At 35.9% G+C, this 15,161-nt stretch carries 11 protein-coding genes; 3 read left to right on the top strand and 8 right to left on the bottom strand.

Going from position 1 to position 15,161, the window contains the following annotated elements:
- Positions 1-59 precede the first annotated feature (59 nt).
- Positions 60-1,280, top strand: coding sequence for an IS256 family transposase (locus tag J5J03_RS15870; protein ID WP_208587812.1), 1,221 nt, complete (start codon positions 60-62; stop codon positions 1,278-1,280).
- 217 nt (positions 1,281-1,497) lie between these two features.
- On the opposite strand, the gene J5J03_RS15865 is transcribed toward J5J03_RS15870, so the two are convergent.
- Positions 1,498-2,169 carry a hypothetical protein gene (locus tag J5J03_RS15865; RefSeq protein ID WP_208590832.1) on the bottom strand — a complete coding sequence of 224 codons (672 nt, stop codon included), beginning with the start codon at positions 2,167-2,169 and terminating at the stop codon, positions 1,498-1,500.
- A gap of 1,046 nt (positions 2,170-3,215) precedes the next feature.
- On the opposite strand from J5J03_RS15865, the gene J5J03_RS15860 reads away from it, so the two are divergent.
- Both J5J03_RS15860 and J5J03_RS15855 read left to right on the top strand, forming a co-directional pair.
- Positions 3,216-3,527, top strand: coding sequence for a hypothetical protein (locus tag J5J03_RS15860; RefSeq protein ID WP_208590831.1), 312 nt, complete (start codon positions 3,216-3,218; stop codon positions 3,525-3,527).
- A 556-nt stretch (positions 3,528-4,083) separates the two neighbouring features.
- Entirely contained in the window at positions 4,084-4,674 is a 591-nt protein-coding gene (locus J5J03_RS15855) for a site-specific integrase (protein WP_208590830.1), read from the top strand.
- A 226-nt stretch (positions 4,675-4,900) separates the two neighbouring features.
- On the opposite strand, the gene J5J03_RS15850 is transcribed toward J5J03_RS15855, so the two are convergent.
- From J5J03_RS15850 to secA, 7 genes are all read right to left on the bottom strand, one after another.
- Entirely contained in the window at positions 4,901-6,379 is a 1,479-nt protein-coding gene (locus tag J5J03_RS15850; protein ID WP_208590829.1) for a S41 family peptidase, read from the bottom strand.
- Positions 6,380-6,639: 260 nt separating this feature from the next.
- Entirely contained in the window at positions 6,640-7,995 is a 1,356-nt protein-coding gene (locus J5J03_RS15845) for a murein hydrolase activator EnvC family protein (protein WP_208590824.1), read from the bottom strand.
- Positions 7,996-8,035: 40 nt separating this feature from the next.
- On the bottom strand, positions 8,036-8,929 hold the full coding sequence (gene ftsX, locus J5J03_RS15840) for a permease-like cell division protein FtsX (protein WP_208590822.1): 894 nt from the start codon (positions 8,927-8,929) through the stop codon (positions 8,036-8,038).
- Positions 8,919-9,605, bottom strand: coding sequence for a cell division ATP-binding protein FtsE (gene ftsE / locus J5J03_RS15835; RefSeq protein WP_208590820.1), 687 nt, complete (start codon positions 9,603-9,605; stop codon positions 8,919-8,921). Before ftsE ends, ftsX begins: the two co-directional genes overlap by 11 nt.
- Positions 9,606-9,807: 202 nt before the next feature.
- Positions 9,808-10,671: a YitT family protein gene (locus J5J03_RS15830; protein WP_208590814.1), complete on the bottom strand. Its 864-nt coding sequence runs from the start codon at positions 10,669-10,671 to the stop codon at positions 9,808-9,810.
- 140 nt (positions 10,672-10,811) lie between these two features.
- Positions 10,812-11,913, bottom strand: a protein-coding gene (gene prfB / locus J5J03_RS15825; protein ID WP_208590813.1) for a peptide chain release factor 2 whose coding sequence is annotated in 2 segments (ribosomal slippage) — positions 10,812-11,840 and positions 11,842-11,913 — 1,101 coding nt in all. Because the reading frame shifts where the segments join, the coding sequence is not laid out codon by codon here.
- Between the two features lie 22 nt (positions 11,914-11,935).
- Entirely contained in the window at positions 11,936-14,446 is a 2,511-nt protein-coding gene (secA, locus tag J5J03_RS15820) for a preprotein translocase subunit SecA (RefSeq protein WP_208590810.1), read from the bottom strand.
- Positions 14,447-15,161 lie beyond the last annotated feature (715 nt).

The following is a 15,161-nucleotide window of genomic DNA, read 5'->3' as shown; positions in this document are numbered from 1 at the left end:
AGAGAGCGTAAAAAGTTTTGTGTAAATGGTTATACTTACCAAAAAGGAGATGATCATTTATGCAAGACTTTTTTTATGACAAAACGATTAAAGAACTAACGAAGGATTGTCGTACAGTAGAGGATGTTCAGGAGATGATGAAGCAATTGTTTAAAGACACGCTTCAACAGGTATTTGAAGCCGAATTAGAAGAAGAATTAGGCTACCAGAAACACAGTATAAAAGGAAATAACACAGGTAATAGTCGAAATGGGTACAGTAAGAAAGGGATCCAATCAAAGTTTGGAAAAGTAGATCTTCATATTCCAAGAGATCGAAATGGCGATTATGAACCGAAAATTGTTAAGAAACACGAAAAGACGGTAAACGGAATTGAAGAACAAATATTAGGGTTATATGCCAAAGGGATGTCCACAAGAGATATTGAAGATCAAATGAGAGATGTGTATGGCATCGACATTTCTCCTACATTGGTTAGTAAAGTTACCGATAAAATCATGCCTCTGGTGACCGAATGGCAAAATCGACCGCTAAATCGTGTTTATCCGATTGTTTTCTTAGATGCGATTCACTTCAAGGTTCGGAAAGAAAATCGAATTGTCAATAAAGCAGCTTATACGGTATTAGCGATTAATATGGAGGGCCAGAAGGAGATTTTAGGTATCTGGATTGGCGAAAGTGAAAGTTCTAGCTTTTGGCTTGGTGTATGTACCGATCTAAAAAATAGAGGGGTGGAAGATATCTTAATTGCTTGTAAAGACGGGCTTTCTGGTTTTTCTGAAGCTATAAACTCAGTCTTTCCACGCACAGAGATACAACTTTGTGTGATTCATCAAATCAGAAATTCCATGAAATACGTTTCCTACAAAGAACAAAAAGTGGTGATGAAAGACTTGAAGAAGGTTTATCAAGCGCTCACTTTAGAAGAAGCAGAAATGGAGTTTGCGACATTCAAAGAAACTTGGGGCAAAAAGCACCCTATCATCATACGCTCTTGGGAACAAAACTGGTTAGAATTAACGACATATTTTCAGTATCCACACGAAATACGGAGAGCGATTTATACAACTAATATCGTAGAAGGCTATCATCGCCAACTGCGAAAAGTAACAAAAACAAAATCAGCCTTTCCATCAGATGAAGCTTTGCGCAAAATGATTTACCTTACTACGATGGCAATTTCTAAAAAATGGACTATGCCGATAAGAGGATGGACAGAATGTATATCACAACTTGCCATCTATTTTGGAGAGAGGCTAGAATCGGAGCTGTCACTATGACCTCTAGTAGAGTGCCGGCTTGACATGGAGCCTCTGCGGGCGTGATGGTTTGGCGATGGAGATACCTTTAAAAAACAAAGCTATCGCCAACGGAAAAGATGAGTGTATCACGCCCGCCTCTCCACGTAAAGCCTTTAGATGTTAGTTGAGTGCAATTCCCATTTACACAAAATAATTTATACTCCCCGTAAAAACCCATTATTTTAATTTGAAGTAATTATTGAGAATAACAACTCCAGCTATGAGTTGCACCTACTCTTATATCTTTAATCACAATACCTTTTCCTTTTCTATTACAAGCGGTTAGGAGAGAAGCACCTAGCGCAGGTACAGCTACTATTAAAGCAGTAATATAAGTAGGTTTCTTAGCAAACTTCTTAGCAATTGCTGCCATCAACCCCCAAAAAGTTCCATTAACTCCAGCTGCCGCGGCTATATCTTTTACCTGTTGGTTACTTAGATAATACTTATAGACCCCGCCGAGCGAAGCAGCTTGAATTGCAGCTGTCTCTGAACTGTTCATCTCATAATCGTTGGAAACTTCATTAATAAAGTTTAAAACCTCTATTTCAACGTTTTCACCATAATTTATGTTCAGTTCATCTACTTTTTCCTCATACAAAAAATAAAACTCTTGTGCAGCTTGGCTCAATTTATTAATCTCTTCTTTACTATTTCCTGATAGATTCTCCATATCTAATTCACTTTTTTCTATTTCGTTAATTATACCTACCACATTATGTACCTTATCAATATCTCCTTGGTTAAAATTCACTATCTTTAATGAATTTCCCTCCACATCTTGATTAGTTTGAGCAGAAACAGGACCTCCTATAGTGAAACTAAAAACTGTAAAAACTAATACTAGTAATAAAAAAATCTTTTTCATTACCACACACTCCTTTACTTTTTTATAATACATTCTAAATATTACCATTTAACAATTGTAAAATCTACTATTTAATTTATATATTTGTAAAATTGTAGATTAGAGGAAATTGATTCAATTAAATAATTAGTTTATAATAAATAATGTATTAACATTAAATAGCATTTGAAAAGGAGATTATGCATGCTTTTCAAACAAGATAAAAAAGCAAATACCAAATATGCAGATATTGCTTGCTGGGTTACCTTTACATTCTGGGGAATAATCTTAATTATCAATTCTTTATCAGAAATTTTAACCAAGAAACCTCTTATTAAACACTCCTTGACAATTTTATTATTCGGTTTGTTTTTGTTTTTTTTAGTTGAGTTTTCTCTTAGGTTTTACAAGAGAAAAGTGAAGAATTAACATATGGATAGAACCGCTGGAAATACTTGTATTAAATAGTTATTATAAGGAGAAAGATTTAAGGAGCGCTTTTCCATGGCGCTCCTTTTGTTAACTACATAGATATTGTATTGGAATAATTAAATAATAAATGATAAATGATAAACTCTTATATATTTCCTAATTAAAAGGGTGTTGAATCTATGGATTTTTTCCAAGACTTAATATTATTAATATTTATAATATCTACAATCACTTTCTTCATAGTTAGTATTTATTTGCTGAAACAAATTAAAAACAACCAAGAAATACTAATTGAACAAAACAAAAAATAGAACTTCTAAAAAAGAATAGAAATGACTTCTGATGTCATTTTAAAACTAAGAAAAAACACAACTTATTAGTGATGGGCGTTGGAGAATGGTAGTGTTCATCTTGGCACTGCTTTTTTAGTATGGATAAAATTATAAAAAATATGATGGTTTTGCAGGAATTTTGTTGGTTGGTATAGAAATACTTTGTAATGTGTCCATTAGGTTGTCATAAGGAAGATTTATACACTGTTTGTGCTACAATTGGATTATCAATTGTGGAATTGTTTGTTTATAGTAAATGACTGTTAATTCAGTGAAGTCTTGGTTTAGAAGGAGAATAATCAAATGGAACGTAAATTAAGAAAATCAAGTATATATGGATTACTATTAGGATTGGCTATCTCTATTCTGTTTGTTAATTATAAAGATGTTACAGAGGTCAACAATGGCGTTTATCAAACTACATATAAACCTGTAATTGAATACATAGTATCAATTTTACGTTTTGGCATTATAGGAATGTTTTTTGGTCTATTTATTGGTTGGAATTATTATGAAAGTAAACAGAAAACAGAAAAAGAAAATTCTTATTATCTTCCATTCTTTTTTGTAGTTTTTCTCGTTTCACTTATTTTGATGGTTGTGTATGTGTGGTAACAATTTATTGCTAACAAATGTTCTAGTTAATTGTATTAGTAATACTAAAAATTAATATTATTTAAAGCCCATGTTTCCACGCTGGGCTTTTTACGTATCATACAGATATTATACTAATTGTGATATAGTGACCTTAAACTAACGGGCAGGTTTGTGGAATAAAGAATTTAGTTTTATCTTGGTAAATAGAACGTTAAGAATAAATGTTACAATGATAGTGGGGGGAAATAATATGTTAACTAGTTTTGGAGTACCTGGCATAATAATCCTATTGATTATATTAGCAGTGTTTGTTGGAATAGGAATGCTTATATTTATGGCTATTAAAAAATAATTAATTCTTAAATTAATGAGTCGTTAATTGAATTACACAGTTTACATTTAAATATACATTCAAGCCCAGGTTTTCCACACCTGGGCTTTTGTTAACTACATAGATATTGTATTTGCGACTTACTACTTAAAATGTACCTTTATTGAGTTGTCTTTGTAACTCTTCAACCACAAGTGAAGGACGGCTTAACTTTTTATCATAAACAGCCTCCTGAAGTTGTAGTTGTGGTGGTTGTTTCTTCAGTTTCCTCTTTTATTATTAGCCTACACTGGGTTAAGAAAAGGAGAAGCCCTTGGTTTAAAATGGGAAGACATTGATTTTAAAAGTAAAACTCTAACCGTTAAACGTACTCGAGATCAGCATGGAGTACGATCTCCTAAGACTAAAAATAGTTACAGAAGTATTCTGATCGATAATGAACTTATCAAGAACTTGGAGAATTATCACAAGTGGTGTGTTGAAATGAAATTCAAGCACGGTCAACGCTTAGATAAAGAAAAAGATTATGTGTTCATATCTTCCCATTGCGTTCCGGTATCTTTTAACACCTTAAACAATGTATTTAGTCGAATATACAAACAGTTAGAAAAGGAAGATATATATATTAATACAATCACTCCTCATGGTTTGCGACACACATATGCAACAGTTTTAATCAACGAAGGTATACCACCAAGAACCGTTGCGGACCGTTTAGGAAATACTGTGGAGATGGTGTATAGAGTTTATGCTCATACCTTAAAAGAAATGGAAGATAAGGCAGTATCTGTGTTTAGCCAAGCACTTGCTGGGGCTAATATTGGGGCTAAATAAATTTATTAGCTCCAAACCCCATGTTTATCAAGCACTTTCAGTTTCTATGTATATTACTTCTATTATGATAAAAAAATCAAATTTAGCTACCCATAATTTGATTTTAGTTAAAATGGTTACAAATTCTTCAAGTTCATTATTTTTACATTAAACACTTGTTTAAAGATTTATTGGACACTTTTAAAAAAGCTGTCATAGCGAATTCTATGACAGCTTGAGCGCTTGCTTATTCTGTTAGGGTCTCGATTGCTTTGTCTATTTGGTAATCATCTTCGTTGTTTCGGATTTTCTCGATGATCGTTGTTTGCAGTACTTCTGCTGTTTTTTCATCAACTTCACCTGTTACATTCAGATCCTGATCTTGCTGGAATGCTTCTACTGCCGCTTGAGTTTCTTCATTAAAATAGCCATCTGTTCTTCCTGGCTCATATCCTAATCCTTCTAGCATAATTTGAACATTTTCAATTTTGTCGTCACTCTGATTAAAGGTTAATGGTTCCTCAACCTGAACAGGATTGGTGTAATAATAATCTGGCATTTTTTGTTCAATCGTTGGTTCTACGCCTACTTCATGGATAGAATTACCTTCAGGGGTTAACCATCTCATTCGAGTGATTTTTATTGTACTACCGTCCCCCATTGATACAGTCTGTTGAACAGTTCCTTTTCCAAATGATGTTTCGCCAACAATATCATAATCTAATGCTTCATTTAATGAAGCGGCTAAGATTTCAGAAGCAGAAGCACTACCTTCATTAATTAATGTGACAATTGGATATTCTTTAGTAGAGCTTATGTCAGAGAAATATCTTGTTTTCTTACCTGAAGGATCCTCAATCTGAAGATAAGGGGTATCCTCAGGAACAAAATTACTTAAAATTTCTTGGACAGAAGGTAACAAACCACCTGGGTTACCTCTCACGTCAATGACTAATCCATCAATACCTTGTTCCTCTAAATCCGCTAATCCATTCTCAAAGTCACTAGCAGTATTCTCCGAGAATGAAGTTAATTCAATAATGCCAATTAACTTTCCATTCTCTTCTCTTGTATTGACATAAACCGTTTCTAACGGTATTGCATCTCTCGTCAGTTCTACCTCTAACAAATCATCTACACCAGGTCGTCTGATTTCCAATACGACCTGTGAACCTTTTTCACCACGGATTTTATTGACAGCTTCATAAAGGTCTAATCCTTCCACACTTTCCCCATCAACAGAGAGGATTTGGTCATTAGGCTTTAAGCCTGCTTTTTCAGCAGGAGAATCCTTTATCGGTGCAACGATCGTCACATTTCCCTCTGTCATCGATACCTCAGCACCTATTCCTTCAAAGGAAGACTCAATTTGTTCATCAAATTGCTCCATCGTTTCCTGATCCATATAAACACTATAAGGATCATCAAGAGATTGAAGCATACCTTGAATCGCGCCTTCAATTAATTGTGTATCCTCAACTTCCTCCACATAGTTTTCTTGAATAATGGAAAACGCATCTACTACTTTAGACATTTTTCCCATATTTTCTTCTATCGTTTCTTGTTGATCAGCAAGTTCTGTTAGCAAATCCCGATCTGAACTTGCTAAATTGCCGCTAGGGCTTGTTCCATCTGCAACGAAACCCAAGCCTACATAAGTCCCAACGGCTCCTAAAGCAATTGCAACAACCAAAAATAACACGAGATACCTTTTTCTAATATTCATTATTCCACCCCATAGCCTTAAATAAAATGAGACTTCTGTCAGTGCGGGTACCATCACTGATAGATAGCGTCTGTTGACTCCCATACACTTATTCTTTGTATAGCTCGAAGCTTCATGCAGGGAGGTTATCAACACCTAGCACCTTGATAAAAACTTCTCTACTTCTATATTATGAAGGTTTAAAAAAGACATCACAAGTATTTTGTGATGTCTTTTGTTTTTTACTACTGTAATTTATATGTAGATTTAAACTATCAAACTCAATTAATGTAATTCATCGGGTTCACAGGGTTTTTATATCCACCAGGATGAATTTCAAAATGTAAGTGTGTCGCAGTAGAACTACCTGTAGATCCCATAATAGCGATTTGTTGTCCCTGTTCCACAGATTGGCCATTCGACACTTTCATACTACTCAAATGTGCGTATAAAGTTGTATAAATTTGACCATCGATTGAATGAGTAATCATAATTGTATTGCCATATCCACTCATCCAACCAGCATAAGATACAACACCACTAGCAGAAGCTTTGATATTTGTGGCACCTTCAGCTCTCCAGCCAAAATCTGTGCCATTATGAGGTTTTACAACTTTATCTATTGGGTGTAGTCTGTTTGGATCAAAAGGTGAAGTCACTCTACCTGTTGTTGGCCTAATAAATTTTCCATTTCCCCCACTGACACTAGCACCCGAATAATTACTGCTTGTTTCTTCTTCTTTTGCTAGTTGCTCTAACCGTTGTTTTTCTTTTTCAGCTTGCTCTATTGCTTTTTGTACAGAGGCAGCATTAGCATCAATTAATTGTTGTTCTTCTTCAGCTGTTAATTTTATTTCGTTTAACTCTTCTTCTTCTATTTCTAGCTCTTCTATTAAATTTTCCTTTTCATTCATTTGTTGATTTAAGGTTCCTTTGATTTCATCTAATTCTTGTTTTTGAGCTACAAGTGTAGACTTAGTATCTTCTAGTTCTTGTTTATTTTCTTCTAGAGATACCTTTTTTTCTTCTACTTCCACCTTATTTTCTTCCAGTTGTTCTTTATCTGACTCTTGTTCTTCCATGATTTTCTTATCAGAATCCATGATTTTCGTTACTGCTGTCGCTCGGTTAATAAAATCTCCAAAGCTTTGGGCACCTAGTATTACTTCTAAATAACTTGTGTTACCACCATTCTGTTGAATAGCGCGTAACCTGTTTTTTAATAATTCTTCTCGATCAGCAATTTTTTCTTCAAGTTGTTTAATTTCTTCGTTTAATTCCTCTATCTCTTCTTCTGTTTTTGCTATTTCATCTTCAGTTTCTGTTATTTTATTATTTGTTGCTGTTATTTCGTCTTGTTTTGCTTGTAATTTAGCTTGTGTGTCAACTATATCACTATTAATTTCATCCATTTCACTTTTTGTCTCTTGTTGTTCTTCTTGATTTTTATTGATTTTTTTCTCTGTTTCATTTACTTTACTTTCTACCTCATTAGCTTCTTGATTAATTTGATCTTTTTTCTCTTCTAATTCATCAAGTTTTTTATCCAATTCATTCGCTGATTCAGCAAAAACAGAGGTTGAAGAGAAAATGGTACTGATGACAAGTACAGTTAGGATTAAATAACACCGTTTCATAGAATTTCCCCTCTCTAATCTGACAATTTCTCGTATTCTATTAAACTTTTAAGAATTTACGGACACTCATAAGACTTCCCCATACACCAATAGAAGCACCGATACCAACAATAATAAGGGAAATTTGCAATGCAAATGGATAGAAGTCCAAGATCGTCACAAAATTAAACTGCTGCAATATTGCCATATTCTGTGTTAAGAAATAGTAACCTATTAGTATCACAGCTATCGGAATAACACTTCCCAATACACCTAAAAACATGCCCTCCACAAAAAATGGCCAGCGGATAAAGTTATTTGTTGCACCCACCAATTTCATAATACCAATTTCTTTTTTACGAGCTAAAATTGTAATTTTGATCGTATTAGAAATTAAGAAAATGGCAGTGAATACTAATGCTGCGATTAGAACTAGTCCTACATTTCTAGCATATTCATTAAATTTAAACAGGGTATCTACATATTCTTGTCCATAATTCACACGATAAATAAAATCAAACTCTTCAATTTCTGCTGCTATTCTCTCTGTTTCAAGCGGGTCTTCCGCTTTCACTATGAAGACATCATTTAACGGATTATCCTGTTCATATAACCCCCATGCTTGTCCTTGTTCCCCCATGCTGTCAATTAAATTCTCCAATTCTTCTTCTTTTGTCGAAAAATCTATACTTTCAATACCATTAATGTTGTTAATATTTTCTTCTAATTGATCTACATCACTTTCTTCAGCAGTTACCTCTATTAATGCTTTAATCTGAACATCATCTTCCAACTCATTCGCAATGTGATTTAAATTCAGCATTAATACAAGAAATACTCCGACTAGAATTAACGTGGTCGTCACGGCACCAATAGATGCGATAGTCATCCAACCATTGCGCCACGTGTTCCTAGCACCTTCTTTGAAATGTCGCTTTAACGTACTAAACTTCATATCCATACTCTCCTCGATGCTCGTCACGTACAATCATACCGTCTTCCATAGCAATGACACGTTTTTTTACTGTATTCACAATTTCTTTACTGTGCGTTGCCATTAAAATCGTTGTACCACTTGCATTAATTTCTTCTAATATTCGCATGATTTCCCATGATGTTTCCGGGTCTAAATTACCAGTAGGCTCGTCCGCAATTAATAGGGACGGATGGTTTACCATCGCTCTTGCAATAGCAACACGTTGCTGCTCCCCACCTGATAATTCATCCGGAATAAAGCGGGCTTTATTTTTTAAGCCTACTTGATCTAGTACAGACATCACCCGTTTACGAATGTTCTTTGGTGATTCTTCAATAACTTCCAGAGCAAACGCAATATTTTCATAGACTGTTAATTTAGGTAATAAACGAAAATCTTGGTAGACAACACCAATATTTCTCCGGAAATAAGGTACTTCCTTCCACTTTAGTGTCGTTATATCTGTATTGTTCACGACAACAGAACCTTTTGTTGGTACCTCTTCTCGAAATAACATTTTGGTGAAGGTTGATTTCCCAGCACCACTATGTCCAACTATGTAGACAAACTCTCCTTGCTCAATAGTTACATCCACTCCATTCAGAGCAACAACCCCATTAGGATAAGTCATATATACTTCTTGCATTTTTATCATAAAGTAATCACCTTTTTATCGTTTTATCTAACAATTCCTCGAATGATCCAAATCAAATTTCGACGATCTATTCCACACTGTTTACATTATAACATCATTTTCGATATTTTTTACCTTATTTTTTATTACAATTTTATTTCAAGATGTTAAGAAACAATAACTTTCATACCTAAGTCCAGGGTTTGAATCCAGTTAATGGAAACTATCGTTTGAACCCTTCTCCTAGAACTTCTGTAGCATTCATCGCAATAACAAAAGCATCTGGATCTATTGATTTGACAGCACGTGTCGTTTTACTGAATTCATTTTGCTGAACGACACACATCAACACTTTTCGATCTTCATCTGTATAACCACCAAACCCTTTAAAAATAGTAACACCTCTATCAATATCATTCAACAAAATTCGACGAACTTCATCAGGTTGGTTCGTTATAACCATAACATTCTTAGAGGTATTAAGACCTACTTGCACAAAGTCTATCGTTCGGCTCGTAATAAATAAACCGATTAATGCATATAACCCTTCCTCAAGTGAAAAGACAAATGATGCTGTTATAACGATTAAGCCATCAAACACTGCTAAACATACACCAAGTGGCAACGCAATATATTTATGTAGTATTTGTGCTGCTAAATCCATTCCACCTGTAGAAGCTTTTCCACGAAAGACAACACCAATTCCAATTCCGACAATCATCCCGCCAAAGATAGATGCCAGCAGTGGATCAGCTGTCGCTGGTTGCAAATCCCTTGTCAAAAATACATAAAATGGTAAAATAATCGTACCTACTAGGGATTTTGCCCCGAAATTTTTCCCTAAAATTACAATACCTGCAATAAATAACGGAATATTCAGCCCCCATTGCACAATCGACGGTTCCCAATTGAATACTGCCTTTGTGATTGTACTGACCCCCGCTACACCACCTGACGCAATATTATTTGGTAATAAAAAAAGGTTAAACGCGATGGCGACAAAAAAAGCACCTATTAATACAAAAGAATAATCTAAAATTTGCCGTAACCAATTCGGCATTTGCTTTCTCCGATATCTTGCGATCATGTTGCATCACTCCTCATTTGTTAATAACACAGTAAAACGAGCAAAAGGAGAGCTTCCCCTTTTGCTCGTAGTAAAAGATACTATAAATAGAGATGTCTAGCGCCGAGTGACCAGAAACTAGTCGCACTAGACTTTTCTTATTAATTCATTACAGAACGTAGATAAGCGTCAATAAAGTTGTCTATCTCTCCATCCATGACCGCTTGTGTGTTTCCTGTTTCATAATCTGTACGGTGATCTTTTACCATGGAATACGGATGGAAGACATAAGAGCGTATTTGACTGCCCCAGCCGATTTCTTTTTGTTCTCCACGAATTTCAGCCATCTCCTGTTGTTGTTTCTCAATTTCTAATTGATACAACTTCGCTTTTAACATTTTCATTGCTTGCTCTCTATTTTTGATTTGTGATCTTTCAGATTGACAAGTCACTACCGTGTTCGTTGGTAAGTGGGTAATGCGGACGGCTGAGTCAGTTGTGTTAACATGCTGACCTCCCGCACCACTCGAACGGTACGTGTCAATTTTCAAATCTTCGGTATTGATCTCGATATCAATATCATCGTCCAATTCCGGAGTTACATCACAGGAGACAAACGATGTATGGCGACGTCCGGATGAGTCAAACGGTGAAATTCGAACAAGGCGGTGCACCCCTTTTTCTGCTTTCAGATATCCATAGGCATTATGACCTTTGATTAGAAGAGTAACACTTTTGACCCCGGCCTCTTCACCTGGTAGATAATCCAATGTTTCTACTTTAAATCCTTTTGCATCTGCCCATCTTGTATACAAACGTAAAAGCATGCTTGCCCAGTCCTGTGATTCCGTACCACCTGCACCTGGGTGTAATTCCAATATGGCATTGTTCTTATCATATGGTTCACTTAAAAGAATAAATAATTCAAATCGATTAAGTGCATCGGTAAGAAATTGCACTTCATTTTCCAATTCCTCACGAAGATCGTCATCATTTTCTTCTTTGACTAATTCATAAGATACTTCTGCATTTTCCAATGATTCTTCATTGTTATCAAAAGCTTGTACTAGCTCTTTTAAACCATTTGCCTCATTGATTATTTTCTGGGCCGCTTGTTGATCATCCCAAAAACTAGGATCTGTCATCATCTCATCCAACTCGGCGATACGGGCTCTCTTGGCATCTAAGTCAAAGAGACCCCCTGAAATCCGCTAATCGCTTAGCCATTTTATCTAATTCTTGTTTAATTTCTACTAGTTCCATCTTTCTTCCACCTCATTTAACCTTATCTTCCATGACATTGCTTATATTTCTTACCACTGCCACAAGGGCAAGGTTCATTTCGTCCTACTGTTTGTGCTTTGACAAAAGGTCTTTTCACTTTTTTCTTCTGTTGATCCCCACCAGAAACAGCCTGAGTATCTTTCACCACTGCTTCTCGTTTTAAATTTTCACGAATTTGGGCTTTCATTACATATTTCGCTACTTCTTCATTAATGACATCAATCATCTGTTCAAACATCGCGAAACCTTCCATCTGGTATTCGCGCAACGGATCATTTTGACCATATGCCCTCAAGTGAATACCTTGACGAAGCTGGTCCATTTGATCGATATGGTCCATCCATTTCGTATCTACTGTACGAAGAACAATGACTTTTTCAAATTCACGCATTCTCTCTGACGTAAATTCTTCTTCTTTTTGATCATATTTTTCCTTGATTTTGGACATGATCAAATCGGTTACTTCATCTTTTTCTTTACCTTTCAGATCATCTTCGGTAATCCATTCCTCTTCAAGTAGAGTAGCATGGATATACTCGATTAAACCAGTTAAGTTCCAGTCCTCTGGAATATCCTCTGCCATATAGGTATCAACAGCATTTTCCACTGTTGTTTGTATCATTTGTTCAATAATTTCACGTAAATCATCAGAATCAATCACATCAAATCGTTGTTTGTAAATAATTTCACGTTGTTGACGTAATACATCATCATACGAAAGAATCGTTTTACGTGCATCAAAGTTATTACCTTCTACCCGTTTTTGTGCGGATTCTACTGCACGTGATACCATTTTACTTTCAATCGGTTGAGTATCATCCATCCCAAGTCGTTCCATCATATTTTTCATATTGTCTGATCCGAATCGACGCATTAATTCATCTTCCATTGATAAATAGAATTGCGTTACACCTGGGTCCCCTTGACGACCGGAACGACCACGTAACTGATTGTCAATACGACGAGACTCATGACGCTCTGTACCAATAACAGCAAGTCCACCTAACTCTTTCACACCATCTCCAAGTTTAATATCGGTACCACGACCTGCCATGTTGGTAGCAATCGTCACGGCGTGTTTCTGACCGGCATTTTCAATAATTTCAGCCTCACGATAGTGATTTTTCGCATTTAACACATTATGTTTTACACCAGCTTTTTTCAACAGCTTAGCAATCAATTCTGAAGTTTCAACCGCTACTGTACCAACTAATACTGGCTGACCTTTTTCATAACGTGCTTTTATCTCCTCAACAACCGCTCTAAACTTACCTTCCATCGTTTTATAAATTAAATCAGCTTTATCTTCACGGATGATCGGCTTGTTCGTCGGAATCGCCACAACATCCATTGCATAAATATTGCGGAATTCTTCTTCTTCTGTTTTCGCGGTACCAGTCATACCTGCAAGCTTCTCATACATACGGAAGTAGTTTTGGAATGTGATCGAAGCTAGGGTCATGCTTTCGTTTTGAATTTGCAAGCCTTCTTTTGCTTCAATCGCTTGGTGTAATCCATCACTGTAACGACGACCCTTCATTAAACGACCAGTGAATTGGTCGACAATCACTACCTGGTCTTCTTCCACAACATAGTCCGTATCTCGGTGCATTGCAACATGCGCTTTTAAAGCTTGATTAATATGGTGCATTAATGTGACATGGTTCAAGTCAAAGAGATTTTCAATGTTAAAGAAACGTTCCGCCTTGTTCATCCCTTCTTCTGTTAACTGTACACCTTTTGATTTTTCATCATACGTATAATCCTCTTCATTTTTTAATGTGCGAACAAAAGAATTCGCTTGTTGATACATGCTTGCCGATTTTTGGGCCGTACCAGAAATAATAAGTGGAGTACGTGCCTCGTCAATTAAAATCGAGTCGACCTCGTCAATAATGGCAAAGTGTAATGGGCGTTGTACCATTTGTTCTTTGTATAACACCATATTGTCACGCAAATAGTCGAAACCAAATTCATTATTTGTACCATATGTGATATCTGCTTCATAGGCTTCTCTTTTTTCCTCTTTAGGCATTCCGTTTTGGTTAAATCCGACCGTTAAGCCTAAAAATTGATATAATTCTCCCATTTCTCTGGCATCACGATCAGCTAAGTAGTCGTTGACTGTGATAATATGGACACCTTTTCCGGTTATCGCATTTAAATATGCCGGCATCGTGGAAGCAAGCGTTTTTCCTTCCCCTGTCTTCATTTCTGCAATATTGCCATTATGCATCGCAATCGCACCGACTAGTTGTACATAAAATGGTCGCATGCCCAACACACGTTTTGCAGCTTCACGAACAACTGCATATGCTTCAACTAGGAGATCATCCAAAGTTTCACCATTTTGATAGCGTTCCTTAAATTCTTCTGTTTTATTTTTTAAGTCATCATCTGATAATAGCTGTATCGATGGCTCTAACGCTTCTATTTCATCTGCAATTTTTTCTAAACTTTTGAGTTGACGTTGGTTACCATCACCGAATACTTTCTTTAATAATCCACGCATTGTAGCCGCTCCTCTTTATCTTAAAATCGATACATGTTTTCTAAAATAAATTTCCATTCTCTATCATAACACTTGAATGATAAAAATTACAATAATCCGCTAAAAGAAAGGAGAAGCAATCGGAGGGGTTATGATTGCTTCTCGATTGAAAGGAAGAGTGGGGGTGATATCTCCCCCAAAAAAGGAGCTATCCTTTTTATAACACAGGTCCATCGCAAAGCAAAATGGCTGTTTTTTGATTTTCATATCTTGGAGGTAGTAGAAAATAAGGTTTATATTGTATGTTTTCTTGTTTTGATTAATTTATGGTCTTTTAAAAAGCGATTTTGCATTTTTTGATGAAAAAGATCACATTTGAGTAGTTGGAATCAATAAGAAAAACCGGGAAAACCCACCCGGTCCTGTTCAAAGTAGTTATTTTGACATGATTAATAGTCGTAACAACCGCTTCGGCTTGCCCACTTCGCTTTCCAGGGGGCGTGTCTTCAGCTAACTTTGCAAAGAAGATCGCTTTGCAAAGTGGATCTTCAGATCACGCTGATCCCCCAGGAGTCGAAGTGGCGCCTACGCTAAGTCATGCTTTACAATGAATGTATTCGCTAACATACTTGTTTTATTACACATGTTTAGAAAGCTCGAAAAGTTAGCTGTCACTAACGTTGTAGAATAGCTCCATAGCGAAGGCCGTCCGCTTCCACTCCTACGGGATGATTTT

Origin of the sequence: Gracilibacillus suaedae, from assembly GCF_017599345.1 — a bacterium.
GTDB lineage: Bacteria > Bacillota > Bacilli > Bacillales > Amphibacillaceae > Gracilibacillus > Gracilibacillus suaedae.
Note: the sequence above shows the minus strand (reverse complement) of the source record. Positions and strands in the feature narration are given on the sequence as shown.

Excerpts from the sequence above, each read along its gene's own strand:
- J5J03_RS15870 (WP_208587812.1), top strand. The coding sequence starts at position 60 with ATGCAAGACTTTTTTTATGACAAAACGATTAAAGAACTAACGAAGGAT.
- J5J03_RS15865 (WP_208590832.1), bottom strand. The coding sequence starts at position 2,169 with ATGAAAAAGATTTTTTTATTACTAGTATTAGTTTTTACAGTTTTTAGT.
- J5J03_RS15860 (WP_208590831.1), top strand. The coding sequence starts at position 3,216 with ATGGAACGTAAATTAAGAAAATCAAGTATATATGGATTACTATTAGGA.
- J5J03_RS15850 (WP_208590829.1), bottom strand. The coding sequence starts at position 6,379 with ATGAATATTAGAAAAAGGTATCTCGTGTTATTTTTGGTTGTTGCAATT.
- J5J03_RS15845 (WP_208590824.1), bottom strand. The coding sequence starts at position 7,995 with ATGAAACGGTGTTATTTAATCCTAACTGTACTTGTCATCAGTACCATT.
- ftsX (WP_208590822.1), bottom strand. The coding sequence starts at position 8,929 with ATGAAGTTTAGTACGTTAAAGCGACATTTCAAAGAAGGTGCTAGGAAC.
- ftsE (WP_208590820.1), bottom strand. The coding sequence starts at position 9,605 with ATGATAAAAATGCAAGAAGTATATATGACTTATCCTAATGGGGTTGTT.
- J5J03_RS15830 (WP_208590814.1), bottom strand. The coding sequence starts at position 10,671 with ATGATCGCAAGATATCGGAGAAAGCAAATGCCGAATTGGTTACGGCAA.
- secA (WP_208590810.1), bottom strand. The coding sequence starts at position 14,446 with ATGCGTGGATTATTAAAGAAAGTATTCGGTGATGGTAACCAACGTCAA.